Origin of the sequence: uncultured Capnocytophaga sp., from assembly GCF_938029845.1 — a bacterium.
Taxonomy (GTDB): Bacteria; Bacteroidota; Bacteroidia; order Flavobacteriales; family Flavobacteriaceae; genus Capnocytophaga.
The window spans coordinates 1-21,380 of the sequence record NZ_CALHGG010000146.1; the positions used below are offsets into that span (position 1 = coordinate 1).

17 protein-coding genes and 1 riboswitch are annotated in these 21,380 nt (G+C 38.7%); of the genes, 10 read left to right on the top strand and 7 right to left on the bottom strand.

Annotated features, from left to right (window positions below; genetic code table 11):
* Positions 1-709 precede the first annotated feature (709 nt).
* Positions 710-1,105 carry a hypothetical protein gene (locus tag Q0625_RS10480; protein ID WP_298826827.1) on the bottom strand — a complete coding sequence of 132 codons (396 nt, stop codon included), beginning with the start codon at positions 1,103-1,105 and terminating at the stop codon, positions 710-712.
* Between the two features lie 378 nt (positions 1,106-1,483).
* Here Q0625_RS10480 and nadE point away from each other — a divergent pair, with 378 nt between their 5' ends.
* The 4 genes from nadE to Q0625_RS10500 all read left to right on the top strand — a co-directional run bounded on the left by nadE (position 1,484) and on the right by Q0625_RS10500 (position 6,712).
* A complete protein-coding gene (nadE, locus tag Q0625_RS10485; RefSeq protein WP_298826830.1) occupies positions 1,484-2,254 on the top strand; it encodes an NAD(+) synthase in 771 nt (256 codons plus the stop codon).
* Between the two features lie 361 nt (positions 2,255-2,615).
* Entirely contained in the window at positions 2,616-4,715 is a 2,100-nt protein-coding gene (locus Q0625_RS10490; RefSeq protein WP_298826833.1) for a carboxy terminal-processing peptidase, read from the top strand.
* 132 nt (positions 4,716-4,847) lie between these two features.
* Entirely contained in the window at positions 4,848-6,023 is a 1,176-nt protein-coding gene (locus tag Q0625_RS10495; RefSeq protein ID WP_298826835.1) for a serine hydrolase domain-containing protein, read from the top strand.
* A gap of 14 nt (positions 6,024-6,037) precedes the next feature.
* On the top strand, positions 6,038-6,712 hold the full coding sequence (locus Q0625_RS10500) for an SDR family oxidoreductase (protein ID WP_298826838.1): 675 nt from the start codon (positions 6,038-6,040) through the stop codon (positions 6,710-6,712).
* Positions 6,713-6,721: 9 nt separating this feature from the next.
* Here the strand turns inward: Q0625_RS10500 and Q0625_RS10505 are convergent, their stop codons facing one another.
* The 3 genes from Q0625_RS10505 to Q0625_RS10515 form a co-directional block, all read right to left on the bottom strand.
* Positions 6,722-7,696: a DUF4837 family protein gene (locus tag Q0625_RS10505; protein WP_298826841.1), complete on the bottom strand. Its 975-nt coding sequence runs from the start codon at positions 7,694-7,696 to the stop codon at positions 6,722-6,724.
* 92 nt (positions 7,697-7,788) lie between these two features.
* The gene (locus Q0625_RS10510; protein ID WP_298826844.1) at positions 7,789-9,315 is read right to left on the bottom strand and encodes a carbohydrate-binding domain-containing protein; all 1,527 of its coding nucleotides are present in this window, start codon (positions 9,313-9,315) and stop codon (positions 7,789-7,791) included.
* A gap of 82 nt (positions 9,316-9,397) precedes the next feature.
* Positions 9,398-10,063, bottom strand: coding sequence for a porin family protein (locus Q0625_RS10515; protein ID WP_298826846.1), 666 nt, complete (start codon positions 10,061-10,063; stop codon positions 9,398-9,400).
* A 359-nt stretch (positions 10,064-10,422) separates the two neighbouring features.
* Here Q0625_RS10515 and greA point away from each other — a divergent pair, with 359 nt between their 5' ends.
* The 3 genes from greA to Q0625_RS10530 all read left to right on the top strand — a co-directional run bounded on the left by greA (position 10,423) and on the right by Q0625_RS10530 (position 13,301).
* On the top strand, positions 10,423-10,893 hold the full coding sequence (gene greA, locus Q0625_RS10520) for a transcription elongation factor GreA (protein ID WP_297970318.1): 471 nt from the start codon (positions 10,423-10,425) through the stop codon (positions 10,891-10,893).
* A 10-nt stretch (positions 10,894-10,903) separates the two neighbouring features.
* Positions 10,904-11,293, top strand: a complete 390-nt coding sequence (locus Q0625_RS10525) for an HIT family protein (protein ID WP_298826849.1) — start codon at positions 10,904-10,906, stop codon at positions 11,291-11,293.
* A 193-nt stretch (positions 11,294-11,486) separates the two neighbouring features.
* Positions 11,487-13,301 (top strand): lysophospholipid acyltransferase family protein, encoded by a 1,815-nt coding sequence (locus Q0625_RS10530; protein ID WP_298826853.1) that lies wholly within the window; start codon positions 11,487-11,489, stop codon positions 13,299-13,301.
* Positions 13,302-13,363: 62 nt separating this feature from the next.
* Here Q0625_RS10530 and Q0625_RS10535 read toward each other — a convergent pair whose 3' ends face one another.
* From Q0625_RS10535 to smpB, 3 genes are all read right to left on the bottom strand, one after another.
* Positions 13,364-15,475, bottom strand: a complete 2,112-nt coding sequence (locus tag Q0625_RS10535) for a TonB-dependent receptor (RefSeq protein WP_298826855.1) — start codon at positions 15,473-15,475, stop codon at positions 13,364-13,366.
* Between the two features lie 107 nt (positions 15,476-15,582).
* A riboswitch (TPP riboswitch) is annotated at positions 15,583-15,673 on the bottom strand.
* A gap of 49 nt (positions 15,674-15,722) precedes the next feature.
* On the bottom strand, positions 15,723-16,373 hold the full coding sequence (locus tag Q0625_RS10540) for a methyltransferase (protein WP_298826869.1): 651 nt from the start codon (positions 16,371-16,373) through the stop codon (positions 15,723-15,725).
* A gap of 60 nt (positions 16,374-16,433) precedes the next feature.
* A complete protein-coding gene (smpB, locus tag Q0625_RS10545; RefSeq protein ID WP_298826858.1) occupies positions 16,434-16,892 on the bottom strand; it encodes an SsrA-binding protein SmpB in 459 nt (152 codons plus the stop codon).
* A gap of 149 nt (positions 16,893-17,041) precedes the next feature.
* Here smpB and trpS point away from each other — a divergent pair, with 149 nt between their 5' ends.
* The 3 genes from trpS to Q0625_RS10560 all read left to right on the top strand — a co-directional run bounded on the left by trpS (position 17,042) and on the right by Q0625_RS10560 (position 21,263).
* Entirely contained in the window at positions 17,042-18,013 is a 972-nt protein-coding gene (gene trpS, locus Q0625_RS10550; RefSeq protein ID WP_298826861.1) for a tryptophan--tRNA ligase, read from the top strand.
* A gap of 11 nt (positions 18,014-18,024) precedes the next feature.
* The gene (locus tag Q0625_RS10555; RefSeq protein WP_298826864.1) at positions 18,025-19,938 is read left to right on the top strand and encodes a LysM peptidoglycan-binding domain-containing protein; all 1,914 of its coding nucleotides are present in this window, start codon (positions 18,025-18,027) and stop codon (positions 19,936-19,938) included.
* A 131-nt stretch (positions 19,939-20,069) separates the two neighbouring features.
* Complete coding sequence (locus Q0625_RS10560; protein WP_298826866.1) at positions 20,070-21,263, top strand: OmpA family protein; 1,194 nt, start codon at positions 20,070-20,072, stop codon at positions 21,261-21,263.
* Positions 21,264-21,380 lie beyond the last annotated feature (117 nt).

The following is a 21,380-nucleotide window of genomic DNA, read 5'->3' on the forward strand; positions in this document are numbered from 1 at the left end:
AGAGAGAGGACATTTTCCAGATTGATAGACAATTTTTATCTTTTTCAACGAATTTTCACATACTCTCCTCCAAGTATTCGGAGACTTTCCCTCTCGGAGGGGAAAGCCAGCGAGTGCTCACAGCTGGGTATGTGAGGGGAGGTTTATTTTGCAATATATTGATTATTCACTAATTACAAATCTAATTATAACCTAAAAATGACCTGCGAAACTTAAACACATTAATTTTCAGAATGCAAATATATGAAATTATTTTGACACCTCAATTATTTTTTTATAAAACATCGTGTTGTATTTACAATAATGGTCAGAATAAATGATAATGTATATACAGTAGTTAAAAAATTCAATAATGATGCCAATATGATTAAAAAAAACAATAAAATGGGAGGTATATCTTTTAAATATTCGAGGGGGGAATGCCAAAAGTTAGATGAAAAATATAGATTATCTACTACACTATTTATAAGATATGCTTTTGGGGAGTAATTTGTAATCTCTTCATATTCTGCAATATAAGGTAAAGTATATATGTAGAATAAGAATAGCATAATAATGATTATTAATGTATAAAAATTAAAATCCCGTAGAATGATACATCCTAATTTGTTCTTCAATTTCATTTTCACTATAATAAATAAATGAATAAATACCTTATGATATTTTCTAATACCTATTTTAACTAAACTACAGTATAAATAACTAATACTTAATCCAAAATCTCTTTTCTTTCATACATTATCTCTTTTTTATTATATACAATAATTTTCTTAATATAATTTTTATTCTCATCTAATATGAACTCAACTAATGCGATTAAATCTCTATCGTAAATTAAGCCATTATCGCTAATTTCTTCGGTATCATTCAAGTTAATTCTCCTATACCACCATCTTTTCTCATAAAAAAAGCAATATATCTCTGCTCTTTTATTTTTCGCAACAGATGAAATATAACTATTATCAACAAAATTTTCTATTTCATATGCTACCTTGCTATAATCCTTATGGGTATAGTTTTTTATTTCATAGTAGAAATAATTAAACTTGTAAGATGAGTTTTCATTCATAATCTGTAAAATTCTAGCATTGTAAGATTTATCCATTTCGGATATTTTGATATTTTTACTACAAGAAAAAAACAGAAAAGAAATAATAAAATATACAAGATAATTCATAGCAATATTTTGATGGTATTTTAAAAAGTATGATACAGTTTCACGTGTGCCTATAGTTTATATAAAAGAATGCTAAAGAAAAGGCTTTATAGTCAAAAAGAAATGGTTTGCGAAAAATTAGTATAAGCAGGTGTAGGGGCTAATGGCAATTAATCCTTGAATACACTAGACAAAGAGTATATCATATTTCTGTCAGGAGGAGATGGAGTAGCAGCATATAATGTCATTTTTGTAGTTGATAAACAAAAAATGCTCCATAGATATATCTTAGAAAATTGAATTTAAACTTTATAAAAATATCACATTATGAATACACAAGCTGTAACACAGCATATAGTGGGGTGGCTACAGGACTACCTCCAGCAAACAGGTATCAAGGGTATGGTTATAGGAATCTCTGGGGGGATAGACTCCGCAGTGGTCTCCACTCTATGTGCCCAAACGGGTAAGCCCGTATTGTGCTTGGAAATGCCTATACACCAAGCCCCGAACCAAGTGAGCCGAGGACGCGCTCATATAGACTTTCTTAAAGAGCGCTATCCCAATGTAAGCAGCTTAGAGGTGGATCTCACCCCTGTGTTTGATACCTTTGTAGGGCAAATCCCTCCAGCTGAGACGGATAACGCTTTGGCATTAGCCAATACACGTTCTCGCCTTAGAATGACCACGCTTTACTACTTTGCGGGTTTATATGGCTATATGGTGGTAGGTACAGGCAACAAGATAGAGGATTTTGGCGTAGGCTTCTTTACCAAATATGGTGATGGTGGGGTAGATGTTAGTCCCATAGCTGACCTAATGAAGAGTGAGGTGTATGAGCTGGCCGACTACTTGGAGATTATCCCTGAGATACGTCAGGCACCTCCTACCGACGGTCTTTTCGGAGATGATCGTACCGACGAAGACCAGCTGGGGGCTTCCTATCCCGAATTGGAATGGGCAATGACCTTTGTAGAGGAAGGTCAGAAGGAGGAAGGTCTCACTCCACGCCAAGAGAAAGTACTTTCTATATTCAAGCGACTCAATAAGGCTAACCAGCATAAAATGCAGCCGATACCCGTTTGTAAGATTCATTAGTCTGTAGCTAGTTATTAGTTGTCAGTTGCTAGTTATTAGTTATTAATGTGAATCAATAGTAGAAAAACAATTGTATAGTCCAATTCATTAAGACGCAATTTATTGCGTCTCTACGGGGGACTATGCTTTTGGTAATTGTCTTAGTCAGCGTATGTGTAGAGACGCAATTTATTGCGTCTTAGACAGTTAGTTTGTAGTGTTTTAACTGTTGATTGGCATTATTAGTTCTCAGTTCTCAGTTCTCAGTTCTCTAACTACTAACCACTGACCACTAACCACTGAAGACTGAATCGTTAAAGAATATAAAAAATATTTTATTCTCACAATAAAGTAGTACCTTTGCGAATTATTAAATAAACCAATGAAAAAAAATATTTTTATTCTTTTCTTCTTAGGACTCATCTCCTTTGCTTCTTGTAGTTTTACAGGTAAAAAGTTTGAACACACAGGTGAAGGAGACAGAGAGCGTTATTTGATGGATGTGATTGAATACCTCATCTCAAGAGGACACTTTAGCCAAAGAACCTTGGATGATGCCTATTCTAAGCGTGTCTATAAGGCTTATTTGCAATACTTGGATCCACAGAAACGCTATTTTATCCAGTCAGATATCAATGAGTTCAAGAAGAGTGAAACAAAACTAGATGATGATCTTAAGAATAAGGATACTTCCTTCTTTACGCTTACCTATACCCGCCTAAAAGAAAGGATAGAGGAGGCTAATAAGCTTGCTGAGGAGCTGCTCAAACAGCCTTATGAATTTTCAAAGGAAGAAACAATAGACTTGGACTATGAGAAAATTCCTTATACCAAGGATAAAAAAGCTCTTAAGGAACGTTGGCGCAAACTGATTAAGTATTCTATTCTCTCTAATATACTTATCAAAGAGAAAGAAGAGCAGGATAAGAAAGAGAAGGATGCCAAATATGTAGTTAAGGATAGTGAAACCCTCAAAAAAGAAGCACTGGAGGCAACCCAAAAGTCCTTTGAGGAGATGTTTCTTTCTTACAAAGACCTTACTCAGGACGATTGGTTTGGAGTTTATCTCAATAGCTATATGGAGGCTACAGACCCCCATTCTAGCTATATGGCACCTGATATCAAAGAACGTTTTGACCGTGATATCTCTGGTAAGTTCGAGGGGATTGGTGCTGTTCTCCAAAAGAAATCTGATGGGATTCGTATTTCCGATATTATCATGGGAGGGCCTGTATGGAAAGGCAAGCTCTTGGAAGTAGGTGATTTGATACTTAAAGTAGGACAAGGAGCTGATGATCCTGTGGATGTGATTGGAATGCGATTGGAGGATGCTGTAAAGCTTATCAAAGGGAAAAAAGGTACAGAGGTACGCCTTACTGTAAAGCGTATGGATGGTAGCATACAAGTGGTACCTATCAAGCGTGATGTAGTGGAGATAGAAGAGACCTTTGCCAAATCAGCCCTTGTAAAGAATGGTCAGCATACTTATGGAGTGATTAACTTACCTTCATTCTATATCAATTTCAATAATTCTCGTGAGCGTAACTCGGCTTCGGATATGGCCTTGGAGATAGAAAAACTCAAGAAAGAGAATGTAGAAGGTATCATCTTGGACTTGCGTAACAATGGTGGTGGCTCACTCTCCAAAGTAGTGGAAATAGGTGGTCTCTTTATCAAAGAAGGTCCTATCGTACAAGTACGCAGTGCTAACAATAGCATGCAAGTATTGGAAGATAGTGATGGTATTGTACAATGGGATAAGCCTCTTATTATACTTATCAATGAACTCTCTGCCTCTGCCTCTGAGATATTAGCCGCAGCTATGCAGGACTATGGTCGTGCGATTATTCTCGGTAGTAAGCAATCTTATGGGAAAGGAACCGTACAAGAACTCATAGATCTGAATCGAGAGGTGCGCAATAACCTCTTGGGAGATATGGGGGCGGTGAAGCTCACTCGTCAGAAATTCTACCGTATCAATGGAGGCTCTACTCAGCTCAAGGGCGTTAATAGTGATATAGTGATTCCAGATCGTTACCAATATATCAAGGTAGGAGAGCGAGAATTGGAAAACCCACTACCTTGGGATGAGATACATAAGGTAGCTTTCACTCCATGGAAGCAAAACCAGAACTTTCCCACCGCTATAGCTAATAGCAAGAAGCGTATAGAGGGCAGTCCGCTATTCAAGCTCATAGATGAGAATGCACGCTGGGTACAAAAACAAAAAGATGAAAATACCTATTCACTCGAATACAATGCCTATAAGAAACAGGTTGATGAGAGTGAAGCCATGATTAAGAAGTTTAAGGAGCTAACTGAATACAAATCAGCCTTACAATTTGCCTCTCTCCCTGCTGAAGAAGAGAAAGCCAAGGCCAATGAAGATGTGAAAATTCGTCGTGATCGTTGGCATGAAAGCCTTCAGAAGGATGTGTATGTGGAGGAAGCTGTATCGGTGCTTAATGATTTGTTGAAATAATCATAACTTTTTAGATTTTTCTAATTAATACTGAGTTTTTAATTTTAACGCTTTGAAGAGTTCTCTTTGGAGCGTTTTTTTAAGGGAAATAAAGAACCAAAAACATCTATGAAAATAAAAATAATCTTGACGATGTCCATTATTACATTTTTTCAGCAATTATTTGCACAACCTATCACCCAAAAACAAATTTTTGCAGAAGATGTATCCAAGATAAATTCTTTGGAGAAAGCCATTCAGCAGTCTGAATTGGTAGTGAATTATCTGCTTCAGGAACACTATACCCCAAGTATTTCAATCTGTGTAACCAAGCGAGGATTTCCTATTTGGGAACATGGATATGGCTATGCAGATATAGAGCAGAAAGTACCTGTCAATACTCGTGAAACGCTTTATAGAATAGCCAGTGTCTCCAAACCTCTCACAGGGCTATCCCTTACCAAGATGCAGGAGCAGGGATGGATAGACTGGGATTGTTCGCTCTATGACTATGTACCTTATTTTCCTAAGAAAGAGTATGACTTTACAGTAAAGCAGCTAGCAGGACACTTAGCTGGCATACGAGCCTATAAGGGGAAAGAAGTCCTTCTTAATCATTTTATGAGTATTAAGGAAGGGATAGGAGTATTTTCCCAAGACCCCTTACTCTTTGAGCCAGGTACCCAGTATTATTATAATAGCTATGATTTCAACTTGGTTTCTTTGGCTATGCAAGAGGCTAAAAAGGAACCTTTTGAGTGGTATGTAACTCATAATGTATTGGAGCCTTTGGGAATGTATCATACCTTTCCTGATATGGGAGGACTTTCCCCTAATCAGTCGATTCCCTATATGACAGATAAGAAGAAGCAATTCAAGAGAACCAGCGATGTCAATAACTTCTTCAAGCTCGGAGGGGGAGGTTTCCTCTCCACGGCTTACGATGTAAACCTAATGGGACAGGCGATACTAGGTAAGGCTTTCTTAAAACCAGAATTCCAAGAACAGATGCTTACCTCACAACAACTCAATACAGGGAAAAATACAGGTTATGGTATAGGCTGGCAGACGGCTCCTGATTGGCAAGGACGTACCTACTATGGACATATAGGCAATGGGATAGGCGGGTATGCTTGGTTCTATGTGTATCCAGAGGAGGAAGTAGTATTTACTTTCCTATTCAATACTACCAATCCCTCTATAGATGAATATATGCACCGCATTATGGATTGTATGCTCAAGGGAGCTTCCTATAAGGAATACACCACTACCAACTATCCTGTTATCCATAAAGTGAGAGCGGAAGAAACCACTGCTCAGACAAAATAAAGAAACACGAATACATGAAGACTATTTTAATCACAGGAACCAGTAGAGGAATAGGGGCCGCCCTTGTTGAATCTTTTGAAAAGGAAGGTTTTAGAGTACTTGCTCTTTCCCGTAGCTATCCTCAAATGTATAAGGAGGGTAATACCACTTATATTCCTTTTGACATTACCCAAGAGGAAAGCCTACATGAGTTGGTCCGTTTCCTACAAGAACAGCATATCCGTCTTGATATAGTGGTCAGTAATGCTGGCAAACTCATTAATGAGCCTTTTGCAGAGATTTCCTATATTCAGTTGCAAGAAGTCTATCAGGTAAATGTATTGGGCGTATTTAGGCTTATACAATGCTTACTGCCAATGCTCCAAGAGCAGGCACATGTAGTTACCATTAGTAGTATGGGGGGAGTACAAGGTGCTATGAAGTTTGCAGGTCTTTCTGCTTATACCTCTTCCAAGGCTGCTCTTATAGCCTTGACAGAATTATTGGCTGAAGAATACAAAGACACCCAATGGCACTTCAATTGTTTGGCCTTAGGGGCTGTACAGACGGAGATGTTCTCGGAGGCTTTTCCTGATTATAAAGCTCCTGTTACAGCAAAAGAAATGGCGCAGTACATCAAAGATTTTGCACTGCACCAATATCCTTATTTTAATGGAAAACTTTTACAAGTAGCTTCCACAACACCTTAGTTTAATAACTTATAAAAATTTTACAGACTTAATAATAGTCTCTAATTCAAAAAGCAAATCGCGCTTGGAGGTACCAGGGGCAGCGATAAAGCCCTCTATGACAATGCAGCGGTCTCGCTTAGGATCTTCTATAATATAGTTGCTAAAAGGGCCACCAAGTAAGAAGTTTTTCACCTCCCAAAGCCCCTTACTTTCAATAGTAGGGTAGTTGCCTATTTGGATTCTCTTATAAGTAGGCGCAAAGGCAGGGCTGGTAATCATATACATACCCTCCTCTGGGCCAGGGATGTAGCGCTGACCAATGGAGTCTCTCATTTGGATAATAGCACTTGTACAATCCTTATCAGAGGAGCAAATCTTCCCCTTGGGTATCTCATAAATAAGAATATCGGCGGTACCATTCTTTACTTTTCTTTCTAACCAAAAGAAATTATCTTCCTGTTTTACAATATGATATAGCGAAGGGAAAGTAAGTTGTACTCCAAGGCGTTCCTCAATGGCTTTGGTCTTATTAAGTGTTTGCTTGAAGCGATTTTCTACCTCACGCATCTCATTTTCCTTGAAAGAGAGAATAATCACGGGTGCGTATTTTTGTATTTCGCTGATAAGGTCATCGGTGGTTTGTCCTGTAAGGAAAGCCACTTTTTGGTTTTTAGCATAAAGAGAGTCCTTGATATGGAAGCGATTTTTGTGGTCAGTGGAGACAATCAAGATATTTCTTCCTGCACGGGTCATTCCTTCGAAGACATCTTCGGGAATTTGCTGAATGTCAAAGATAGGTTCTCTTGCTCCTGCAATTTCTTCTACAGGAGAGGCAAAGTAACTACGCAAACTATCTCCTACAATACCTCCCCACAATTGAGGGTCCATCACGATTGTAAGAGAGTTGATACTCCCTACCGAATCGGGTAAGTACTGTTTTTTCTGTTGTTTGCAGCCCCACAAAAGACTACTGATAAGAATAGCTAAGATACATTTTTTCATAAGAAGTGCTTGAACACTTAGTAACAGCTAATATTGTTCCAAAAATAAAAATTTTTTGATATTTGTGTTTTATTTAACAAATAATCTGCTTTTTAGGGGTTAATAGTCTTATTGGTATTAAAATAGGTTACATGAGTACCTGCTTTGTAATACCCTTCTTTATAGAGATTATTTTCTTCTTCCCCTTCCCTTACAGTACCTTCTTTATAGAAGTCATATTTCTTATTAGGGAGGAGTTTGCTACTGGTAAAAAGTAGATAAGCAAAGGAAATGGGAGTGCGATAGGTAAAGACCTCGCGTTCGCCCTCTCTAAGGTGTAATAAGGTATTGGACTGAAAATCACTAAAGAAAGCAAAAGCCACTTGGGATCCTTCCTTGAGGGCGGCTTTTTGTTCTGGTTTTCCTCCAGTGGCCAGTAGGCTACCCCCTGTTATTTCAAAGACACCTGTAGGAGGTACATTGATAGGGGTTTTTGTGCCTAAACTCTTTAGGAAAGTACGTCCAGCAGTTAGACTTACCAATAGTTCACTCTCTAAGGCATTCTCAGAGGTAGATTCAAAATCATATAGTCCTTTGTTGATGTAGATTCCCTTGCCCCCATACACTCCTGTATCTATAGAGTTGAGATTTATTTTAGCATTGGAAAAGGTAATGATACTGGGAGACACAATTCCTTTAGCCCACGCACTAACAGAAAAGGTTCCTCCATTGATCGTGATAAAGGGATCTGTCTCCCTTTGCGTGAGGGAGGCCATAAGAGCATTGTTCTTGGCCTTGAGCGTATAGTTTCCGTCATTGATAATTACATAGCCGTTGGTAACCACAATGGCATTGCCCAATCCATCATTCTCTTGGGTGTCCACCACTAGGGAACCTCCGTCACCTGTGTAGGCTGTTTTGCTACGGATACCATCTTTTTTAACCTTGACAGAGAGGTTGGCTTGGGAAGAAAGCGTTGTACGGAGGCTACTTTGGCATACTATTCCAGAGGTATTTTGTCCCAATAGGGAAAGATTTCCCTCACCTGTAAGGATGAGCGAACCTAAGCTATAGAGAACTGCTGTATTATCGTTATCACTATAAGAGATACTATTGGTGAGAACGTTTGTCGTTCCTATTGGAATATTAACAAAGGCCTTACTGTTATTGCTGAGACTGATTACAGTATTCTCATTGGTCAATGAAAGATTACGCAAGGTGAGTTTGTAAGGGTGTGCACTAGAGAGACTAAAACTTCCATTGGAAGCACTTCCAGAGAGAACATATTCTACATTTTGTGCTGCGGAAGATATGCTAAGGTGTGCCTGATCCTTACGTACAGTGATATTAGGAGTTCCTACAACCTGCACATTACCCTCAGAGAAAGTAATCATCACTTGCTGATCAAAGGTATAATTACTAAGCTGGTCACTTGGATCCTCTCCCCTTTGTTGTCCTCCTTGAGGAGCAGCTGCCGAATCGGTAAGAGGAGTGATGTGTATCTCCTTCTCAGTGGCAGGCGTCTCGGGAGTAGGGGTAGAGCGCTTTTTGGGAATTCTGTCATCTATATCATTACTACAAGATATAATGGATAGTGATATAAATAAAGCAGTTAAGCAAGAGAGTAAGTGTTTCTTCATGTGAAATTAATTAGTCAATTAGTCGATTAGTCAATTAGCCAATGTTTCAATTAGTCAATTGTCACATCGTCTCATCATCTTATTAGAATATTGTTAGTTGTTTTAAGCGATACTCCACTCCTATGGAGAGGTAGGAGTGTCTGAAGACATTATTATTTCCGAACTCAGTAGTGATAAGTGCAGGGTGCTGTTTGTCAAATAGGTTAGTAAGGGAATTGACATAGCGCAATTCGGCAGCTAAGTCCTCCATGAGTCGTACCTTACAGCCTATAATCACAGCAAAGTCAAAGTTCCTATATATACCCTTATCCAAGAAGTTTTCCCCATTGTAGAAGATAGTTTCTTCAGAGCCTATTTCGGGTTTTACAGCAAGAAAACCGAATTGTCCTCCCACTTGTAGGGAGAATTTTTCATGTAGTTTTAGGCTGGTCAGTATAGGTACATTGATGTAATCAGTGTTGATAGAAGCCTTGTACAGTTCTCCATTGGGTAGTAGTCCTTCACGTTCCCAGCGGGCACCTTGTCTGGAAAAGAGTACTTCAGGTTGCAGAGAGAAGATACGTCCTAAGAAAAGTTCTCCGTATGCACCTACATATACACCTAATTTTCCTTTGAAAGTGGAAACATCTGAGGTAGTTCCTCTTAGGTTCACATAGCTAAGCCCTCCCTTAACTCCTATATCAAATTCCTGAGCAGAACATAAAAGAGAGAAAAAAGAGAGAAAGCAACATAGCATATTTCTTTTCATATGAAATATATTGGTAATTAATAGAATAATGTGCAAAAGTAGTAAAAAAATAAAAACAATACACAGCATGAAGGATGGTTTCTTAAAAAAGATATTCACGAGGGCATAAGTTAAAAAATAAAAATAAAAGTTAATGTACTAAAATTCTCTACACAAATTTTTTTTTGCATTTTGCTTGTGAAATAGAATTAAGTTTGTATCTTTGCCCCTATGTAAGGAGGTCTTGTAGCTAAGAGTTATGAGGCTGATTATCAGTATTTACATCATTCCAGTTGAGAGAAAATTAGTGTATGCTTAATTGAACTTTGCTGGGGTGTTATTTTTTTATTAGTTTATCAACCTAAAAAGCATAAAAAGAAATGAAAGTAGCTTATTACACTGAAGAAGGGTTACGTGCACTGAAGGCAGAATTGGATCAACTCCGTGATGTAGAGCGTCCTCGCGCTTCCCAAGCAATTGCTGAAGCCCGAGATAAGGGAGACCTTTCAGAAAATGCAGAATATGATGCAGCAAAGGAAGCACAAGGACTCTTAGAGCTGAAAATAGCGAAGTTAGAAGAATTGGTAGCCAATGCTCGTGTGATAGATGAGTCCCAATTGGATACCTCCAAGGTGCTGATACTCTCCACTGTGAAGCTTAAGAACAAGGCTAACAATGCCGTAATGACTTATACCTTGGTAGCTGAGAGTGAAGCGGATCTTAAGAGTGGTAAGATCTCGGTAAGTTCCCCCATAGGACGCGGATTGCTAGGCAAATCCGTAGGAGATATAGCCGAAATAAAAGTGCCTAATGGTACCTTACAGATGGAAATTATTGAAATAACCCGATAAATCTTAAGATATGGCATCTATCTTTACAAAAATTGTCAATGGTGAAATACCTTGCTATAAGATAGCAGAGACTGAACATTGTTTCGCTTTTTTAGATATCAATCCCAATGCGATAGGGCATACCCTCTGTATACCTAAGCAGGAAGTGGATAAGCTCTTTGATCTACCAGAGGATCGTTATCATGAGCTGCTTGAGTTTGCCCGTAAGGTAGCCATAGCCCTTGAAAAGGCAGTTCCATGTGAGCGTGTAGGAATGGCTGTAGTGGGGCTGGAGGTGCATCATGCACATATACACCTTATCCCTATCAGCAAGATGAGTGAGATGACCTTCCAAGAGAAGGTAAAACTCACCCCTGAAGAATTTCAAGAGGTAGCCAATAAGGTACAGTCTTATCTGTAAAAATTGTCATCATAGTTTATTAGCAAACTTTGCCAGAGTTTCTTTGGCAAAGTTTTTCTTTTGGAGAAAATGAAAAATTAAGTCTGTTTTTTTCCAAAAAATTCTTATATTTGCATTTTGAAAAAGTGTATAAAAAGTTTCGAGCCACACTAGCAAGGCTTGAGTAATTATAATAAATGATTTACAATAACTTATGGGACTGATTACGGCAAAGGAACTAGCAAAAGCAGCTAAGTTAGACCGATTTGGGTTTGTAGGCACCTTTGCAGGTTGGGGGCTGTTGCATCTGTTGCGTCTGGCACCTCTCAACAGAATTTATGATAGGAATAAGCACCTACAAGGAGTAGAGTTCTTGGATGCCTTGCTCAAAGAATTCAAAGTGCATTATGATGTGCGAGAAGAAGACTTACGAAAGATTCCTAAGGAAGGCCCCTTTATTACTATATCCAACCACCCATTGGGAGGATTGGATGGTATTCTTTTGCTAAAAATTCTCTTGGAACAACGTCCAGACTATAAGGTAATGGCCAATTTTCTATTGGCGCGTATTGAACCTTTAGCCCCTTATATCATTCAAGTAAATCCTTTTGAAGATCACAAGGAAGTCTCTTCTAGCCTTATGGGTTTCAAGCAGGCCTTAGCACACCTCAAGGAGGGGTTACCTTTGGGAATTTTTCCCGCTGGAGAGGTTTCTACCCAGCTTAGTGGAAATATTTATGTAGATAAAACATGGGAAAAATCGGCTATGAAGCTGATAAAAAAGGCCAATGTTCCAGTAGTACCTATCTATTTTCATGCCAAGAATAGTCCTCTATTCTATCAGCTAGCCAAGCAGAGTGATACGCTACGTACTGCTAAACTCCCTTCAGAGCTACTATCCCAGAAGAACAAGACGATAGGTATACGTATAGGTCGTCCAATATTACCCAAAGTACAGGAGGAAATGGAAGACCTTTATGAGTTTGCCAATTTCCTAAGAAAGAAGACTTATTTGCTTTCCAATACCTACGAAGAGAAAAAGCTATTTAAGTCCTTCGCCTCTATGATAAAGGTAAAGAATAACAAAGATCCACAGGAAGTAGCCCCTGCTCAAGATCCAGAACTATTAGAGAAGGAAATAGCATTCTTGCGGACTCAGCAGGGTACCCGCCTTTTGCAACATAAGGAATATGAGATATTTTTGGCTAAGGCGGAGGATATTCCTCATATACTCCAAGAGATAGGAAGGCTTAGAGAACTCACTTTTCGTGAGGTAGGGGAGGGAACCAATCTCTCAATAGACTTGGACGAATATGATGCTTACTATCGCCATCTCTTCCTTTGGGAAAGCGATACTAAGCGAATCATAGGTGCCTATCGTATGGGCTTAGGAAGTGATTTCTTTGACCTATATGGCATTAATGGCTTCTATACACATAGTCTATTCAGGTTTGATCCTGAACTCAATACCATGATGCGGCAAACGATAGAGATGGGACGTGCCTTTGTAGTGAGTGAGTATCAGCAGAAACCAATGCCTTTGTTCTTGTTATGGAAAGGAATTGCGCTAACTACCTTGCACTTCCCAGAGCATAAGTATCTGCTTGGAGGAGTAAGTATTTCCAATCAGTTCTCGGATTTCTCCAAATCACTCATGATTGAGTTTATGAAATCCAACTTCTATGACCCTTACATTGCTCAATATGTAAAACCTAAGAAGGAATATAAGGTACGCCTTAAGGATGCTGATAAGGATTTTATCCTTGATGAAACTCAATCAGACCTGAATAAGTTTGACAAGATCATTGATGAGCTGGAGCCAGGAAACTTGCGCCTTCCGGTACTGATAAAGAAATATATCAAGCAGAATGCCAAGGTGATAGCTTTCAATGTAGATCCCTTATTTAATAATGCGATAGATGGTCTCATGTATATTCGTATAGATGACCTTCCAGAAAGTACTATTAAGCCAGCAATAGAGGAATTTCAATCACAGTTAGAAAAAGGAGAGATTTACCATAAAGATTAAAAATCAAAAAGTCGTGCCCATAATAGGCACGACTTTTCATTTATGAGAGGCTATGAACATACTTAGAAAGAGAGGGTAACCCCTACCATACCATTGGCTTCAGCAGCAGGGAAATAGAGTGCTTTGCCTTTGTTATATCGCCCATGCGCTACATACTTCTTATTCAGTAGGTTGTTGGCTGCTACTGTGAATAGTATAGACCTAAATGTCTTCTTTGGTAAAAGCTCATAAGAAACATGGAGTGAATGCACTAGAAAGCTTTCTAATTTAGCATTTTCTTCGTTTTCATTGGTTAAGTATCGCTCTCCTATATACTTGGAAACGAGACTCATTTGTAAGTTTTCAATAGGAATGAAGGTAATCGTATTACCCACTACCCAATCAGGAGAGAAGGAGATATAAGTAGTTCCTAAGTTTAAGAACTGGTTAGGATGGTTGGGATCTTTGGTTTTATAGTCGATATTCTTGTTTTGACTATAAGAAACATTGGGTGCCCATTGCCATTGAGGACTAAGGAGTACATTTGCATCTACTTCTATACCAGCGCGATAACTTTCTCCACTATTACGGCGAAGAGAGTAGCCTGTTTTATTAATGTCTCCAGTAAGTACCAATTGGTCTTTGTACTGCATATAATATAGGTTGGCATTGACCTTTACCTTATCTGTATTGTATCTCCAACCTAGCTCAAAATCATTGACTTTTTCAGCTTTAGGAAGTTCAGCACCATTCTTTTTATTCTCGGCATACTCCTTATAGTCATTTCGGTTAGGTTCCTTGGTAGCATGTGCAAAAGAGAAATAGAAGGTATTTTTAGGATTTAGAAAGTAACTAACTCCTGCTTTGGGATTTAGCATAGGTAGTCCTTCATTGATATCTACTTTCTTGAGGTAGGACTTGAATTGTACATACCTATACTGAACATCCCCGAATAGGCTTAACTGAGGGGAAACTTGCCAAGTGAGTTTAGCAAAAGCAGCCCCCTCTTTCTTGTTTCCATATACAGGAGTAGAACTTTCTTTATAGGCAGTACCTGCATTCTGTGCCCAGATAGTTTCGTTATAGTGATTTCCCTCATATACATTGGCAGAACCACCTAAGACAAAGTCTAAGGCTTCCTTATGGTAATTAACAGAAAATACACTTCCGTAAAAATCATTGTCCAACTGATAGCGGATTACAAAGTTTCCTCTAGCATCGCCCCAATTGTCCATTTGTTCCCAGTAGCCACGTCCTTTGGTATAATGGAAGGAGAGCGTACTATGCCAATAAGGATTCCATTTTTCAGTCCAATGCAGTTGTGCATGATCTTGTTGGTAGTTATCCGTCTCATTGTCATAGAAGCGTGTTTGTCCATTGTCTGAGTATTTCCCAGCAGGGTTATATCTTCTATCTTTTTCTAGTTGCTCAGCGGTAATACCTTTGTAAGTGAGGTAAGTTTTTTCTTTTCCACCGAATACCAGCCCCTTAATTAGGGTGTGATCATCGCTATAAGCTCCTTGTAGGAAATAAGACTTGAGGTCGGAAGTAGCACGATCTATATAGCCGTCGGAATTGATCTTAGAGAAACGCCCCATCACCTCGAAGCGATCATTGAGCTTGCCTGTGGAGAGTTTCACAGAGTGTTTGTGAGTGGTGTAAGTTCCTAGATAGTTAGCTATTTCAGCATACGGTTTTTCAGAAATAGCATCAGTTAGCACATTAAGGCTAGCCCCAAATGCCCCAGCTCCATTAGTAGAGGTGCCTACCCCACGCTGTAACTGTATGCTCTGTGCAGAAGCAGCAAAATCGGATAGGTTATAGAAGAAAACCCCTTGGGATTCTGCGTCATTATAAGGGATTCCATTGATAGTAACATTGGTGCGATAGGCATCGTTACCACGAATGAATAAGGCGGTAGCCCCATAACCACTACCATCCTCCGAAGTGGAGACCACATTGGGCAGATGGTCTAAGAGCAAAGGGAGTTGCTGCCCTGCATTTTTTTGTTGGATTTCTTTTTTTGAAACATTGGAGAAGGTGACAGGAATGTTTTCCTTAGCTCGTACCGCTTGGATGACTACCTCGTCCAAAGCGATAGGTTGTTCCTTGTTCGTTTCCTTCTCAGTGGGGGCTTCTTGAGCAAATGTGTGAATAGAGAGGAGTAGTGCCCCACACAACCATTTTTTTTTCATTGTAAAAAATGTTTTTACAAACAAAGGGGCATTATTTGTCAGATTAAAAAAAGGCTTATTTTTGCTACCCAGGTGCAAAAATAAGCCACTTAAATTATATAGTAATCAGATAGTTTATTTTTCTTTCCTTTGACTGCATTACCAGCCTAAGTTCTATGGGTATAATCTCAGCTTTTTACAGCACCCCTTGAGACGAGCACAAAATTACGAATTGTTTCTGAAAGGAAGGTGTGATTTAATATTTTGTTTAGAATTTTAAATAAAAATTTTTGGTAAGTTCTTGATACTCTTGTGTGTATTGGTGTCGTCCTTTCTCTATAACAAGGGTTTCTATAAGGGGGGTAGTTGTTTTCTGGAAAGAAAAAACGAGCAAACTACGCTTGGTTGCAGACTCAGGAGTGCCTTGTACATGTAGGATACGAGTAGGGTATAGACCTATATGGTGAGCGATTTCCACAAAATAGGTCTCTTCCTTATAAGGAATAACTACCGAAAATAGCCCCATAGGGGAAAGTAGTCTTGCCACGCAGTGTAATAAATCGGAGAAGGGAAGGTGTTCATTGGAACGAGAGAGGGCTCGTACTCTATCAGGAGAGAGTGTTTTTTCTGAAAAGAAAGGGGGATTACTGATAATAAGATCGTATTTTTCAGGAGTTTCCCATTGGCGAATATCTGCTATAACCACAACAATATGTGGCCAAGGAGAAAGAGCTACATTGGCTTGACACTCCTTCGCTGCTTCCTCATTGCACTCTATTGCCCATATTTGGGCAGAGGGGAAGCGTTGTGCCATCATTAGGGATAAAAGCCCCATGCCAGCTCCTATATCCAATATGCGGGATGGAGCTCCTGCAGGTGTCCAAGCACCCAATAGCACACTATCGGTACCTACTTTCATAGGAGAATGCTCCTGTGATACTGAAAACTGTTTGAAGCGAAATATACTCAAGGCGATATACTATTGGTAGGCTTTTTTGATGCGGTCCATCTGGCGCTTGTTATCTCTGTCCTTGATTGTTTCACGCTTGTCATGTAGTTTTTTACCACGAACCAAGGCAATTTCCATCTTAGCAAAGCCTTTTTCACTAAGGAAAACACGCAAAGGGACAATAGTAAGCCCAGTGTTTTTCACTTCCTTGTGCAGTTTCTTGAGTTCTTTTTTCTTTAGTAGTAGCTTGCGTTCGCTTTTAGGTTTATGATTGTAATAAGTACCCCATGCGTACTCTTCTATGGTCATATTGATTACAAAGAGTTCGCTCTTTTCGTTGAACTCACAAAAACTTTCAGCTATGGAAGCCTTTCCTAATCGGATGGACTTAATTTCGGTGCCTTTTAGGACAATACCTGCTATATATTTGTCTAAGATTTCGTATTCGAAACGTGCGCGTTTGTTCTGTATATTGACGTTATTTTGCATAGTTAAAATAATAGGGAGATAGGTTAAGGAAATACCCTCCGAATTGAGGGGCAAAGATACGTTATTTTTATGTAAAAAGTCTTCTATGTGAATTAAAAGTTGTATTTTTGCACCATTAAAAAAATGTTATTCTTTTTAGGACGTAATTTATGGCACGCGTACTCACAGGTATTCAAAGTACAGGAACCCCACATTTGGGGAATCTATTAGGAGCAATATTACCCGCTTTACAAATGGCACAAGACACTCGTAATGAGTCTTTTTTGTTTATAGCTGACCTACATTCACTTACACAGATAAAGGATGGGAAGCAGTTAAGACAAAATACCTATGAGGTGGCCGCCACATGGCTTGCTTTTGGCTTGGATTATGAGCGTGTGACCTTCTATAGGCAGAGCGATGTGCCTTATACAACTGAGCTGGCTTGGTATTTGGCTTGTTTCTTCCCTTACCAGCGACTTACCTTAGCCCATTCGTTCAAGGATAAGGCTGATCGCTTGGAGGATGTCAACACAGGACTTTTTACCTATCCCATGCTCATGGCAGCAGATATACTGCTTTATGATGCCGAGGTAGTGCCTGTGGGTAAAGACCAATTACAACATTTGGAATTTGCTCGTGATGTAGCCTCTCGTTTCAATTACCAAATGGGAGAGACCTTTGTCCTTCCTAAGGAGAGTATCCGAGAAGATATTATGATTATTCCAGGTACGGATGGGGAGAAGATGAGCAAATCTCGTCGCAATTATATCAATATATTTTTGCCAGAGAAAGAACTTAAGAAGCAAATCATGTCTATCCAAACGGATAGTACCCCTCTTGAAGCCCCTAAGGATCCTGATAACTGTAATGTTTTCAGTCTTTATAAGCTCCTAGCTTCACAGGAACAAACCTTGCAGATGGCAGATCTCTATAGAGCAGGAAATTATGGATTTGGGCATGCTAAAACGGCGTTGTATGAACTTATTTTAGAAAAATTCGCTGAACCGCGGCAGAGATTTGCTTACTATATGCAGCACCTTACTGAAGTAGATGATATTTTAAGAAAAGGGGCAGAGAAAGCCTCGGGGATAGCTCAACAGACACTCAAGAGAGTAAGAGAAAAATTAGGTTATTTGTAAAAAGCAATAAAATGAGAAAAATATTACTATTGTTGTCAATTCTTATAGGTCTACCTCTTTTAGCACAGACCAAGCAACATACCAGTTACACGGTAAAAGAAGGAGATACTTTGGAGAATATAGCGAAGGTATATCGCCTTTCGCCTAATGATATAAAATCATTGAACCCTTCCTTAGCAGAAAAAGGGTTGCAGAAGGGTATGATTCTTATTTTACCTGGGGAAGAAGTAAGTTATTTTAATAAGAAACAGCCTTCAGGTTTTCAGATACATGAGGTGAAAGACAAAGAAACCCTCTATGGATTGTCTCAAAAATATGGGGTTACTCAAGATGATTTGCGTCGCTATAATATAGTTCTGTATAAGAAAGAGTTACGCAAGGGGCAAGAGTTGACTATACCTGTCTACAAAGAAGCTGCCAAGGAGATCACCAAAGGTAAGGAAGGACTTACTAAATATGTGGTAAAACCAGGAGAGGGGATATGGCGTATTGCCCAAAACTATGGAATCACTCAAGAAGCATTGGAGAAACTCAACCCCAATCTACCCAATCCTCTAAAAGAAGGGATGGAAATATGGGTGCCAGCAGGAGTAACAGGTGTCCCTCAAGTAACTACTGATAAGGCCTTAGTACTCTACCAAGTGGAAAAAGGAGAGGGCTTTATGAGCTTGGAACGCAAGTTTGGTCTTTCTCAAAAAGAATTAGAAAAGCTCAATCCAGAGCTTAAGGATGGTATCAAGCTCGAAGCTCAAATCTGGATTCCTAAAAGTAATTTCTTAGATTATGTAGCCACAGCAGGGCTTTCACAAATAGGTATGGCTAACAATACCGATGCTAATCCTAAGGTAAAAGCTAATATGCAACCAGCCAATGTCAAGAGAGTATCCTTTGTGTTGCCTTTTAGAGTCAATAACATTCAAGCAGGCAATATAGCAGATATCAAGACGAAATTACAGAAAGAAAGAATGACTGCCGTAGCAGCAGATTTTTACTCAGGAGCTTTGATAGCTTTGGACTCTTTGCAGAAAATGGGCTTTGCTCTTACAGTAAATGTATATGATAGTAATGGAAGTGTACAAGGAGTGAAGGCTATCTCTTCTAGTGAAGCATTGAAGAATTCACAAGTGATAATAGGACCTTTTGCACCTTCGGCCTTTAATGCACTTTCTGATGTAATAACAGACAATAATACCGCTATATTGGCACCACTTTCTAATAAAAATATAGAGTTGCGTCCCAATGTGTTTCAGACGGTTCCTACCATAGAAGTACAACAAAATAGCATGATCAGTTTTGTGTATCAGAAATATCCTGATGCTAATATAGTATTACTCTCCGATGCTAAGAGTAAGGATATGAATGAAAAATTACAGTCATCTTTCCTACAAGCTAAGAGTGTGGATAATGTACAGGGAATACAAAAGGCTTTGGTCAAAGAGGCTACCAATATTGTTTTTGTATCCTCCGATGATGTAGTTTTCCTTTCCGATGCAATCCGTATTCTATATAATATAGCAGGCATTTCGGGAAAGAATAAGAATTATAATATTATTATGGCAACTCTAGACAAAGGAGATGCTTATGATCATAATAGTATTTCTAATTCTCAACTCTCTGCTTTGAAATTCACTTATCCAGCAGCCAATAGATATGTAGGCGAGACCAATCCTTTTATAAGTAAATATTTCAAAACTTATAAGATGTCTCCTAGTAAATATGCGTTCCGTGGCTTCGATCTCACGATGGATGCTGTGCTGAGAACTAGTTTGAGTGGAAATTTTGTAAAAGAAGCTAATATAGGAGAAACATCCTACCAAGAGAATAAGTTTCAATACATTAAGAACCCATCCAAAGGTGGGGGATATGAGAACCGAGCAGTGTATATACTTCGTTATGAAGACTTGCAAATAACTGAAATTTATTAGAAAATTATTAATAGAATTATAAATAATAAATGAATTGATAAAAAGGTTCTTTTTTTCTTTGTTGAAATGAAAAAATGTGTTACCTTTGCTCCCACGTTAATGAAATTTAATTAGAATTAAAAATCACATTTATGAGAAAGCAAATTCTAGCTTTGACAGCTCTTGTAGCCTTGGGTGCAAATGCTCAAGAATACAACAAATGGTCGGTAGATGTAAATTTTGGTGCTAACAAACCAACAGTAGGATTTACATCAGGATATTCGACAAAAACACCAGGTTTTTGGACACTTAATGGAGGCGTTCGTTATATGTTCAATAACAAATTTGGTTTGAGATTAGGAGGAGGTTATGATAGCTTCACAGAAGGTAAAAAATCTCCTAAATTTAATTCCAATATTTGGAATGTTAACTTACAAGGAGTGGCCAACTTAGGTCGTGTACTTTCATTTGAAGATTGGACTCGTGATCTTGGCTTGCTAGCACATGCAGGTGTGGGTATAGGACAACTTAAGGGAGACTATATTCCTAAGGCTGACAATATAGGTTTTGTTACTGCAGGTCTTACTCCACAAGTTCGTCTTAGCAACCGTGTAACTTTGCTAGTTGATGGTTCTGCATACTTGTATGCAAGACAAAACAGAACATTTGATGGTAAATCTGCAACTACAAGACGTGGTTTCCAAGGTTTGAACTTTACAGGAACTATCGGTTTGCAAGTTGCTTTAGGAAAGAACTTAGTTCATGCTGATTGGTACAGCCAAGCAGTTGCTGATAACGAACTTTCAGAGCGCTTAGCTAAAGCTGAAAACAATGTTGCTGAGCTTGCTAAGAGACTTGATAACAAAGAAGACAAGATGGTGGATACCAATGGTAACCGTGTGCCTGATGAAGTTGAAAACTACATCAATGAAAAATACGGTAGCTTAGCTAACAACCAAACTCAAGCAGCTCCAACTTCTACTAACTATTCTGGAGAATCTGCTCGTGAGCTTATCGAAAAAGGTTATATCAATGTATACTTTGATTTCAACTCTTCTGCTCCTCAAAAATCTTCTTTGTGGGCTGTTGATTTCGTAGCTAACTACTTGAAACAAAATTCAGGTGCTAGTGTGAAAGTTGTTGGATATGCTGATGAAAAAGGAAGTGAAAACTATAACCAAAAATTGTCTAACAAACGTGCTGAACTTATTAAGAAACTCTTGGTTGATAGAGGTATCAATGGATCTCAACTTTCTTTCGAAGGAAGAGGTGAAGATAAGACAGTTAACGCAAATTCAGCTAATGCTCGTCAGCTTGCACGTCGTGTAACTTTCGAAATAAAATAATTAACTTTCGAAATAAGTAATTAAAAAAATAATATTTTTAAAGCCACTCCTATGGAGTGGCTTTTTTTATAAAAAAAATTTTTCATATTTGTAGAAAAGTAGTATATTTGCCCATTC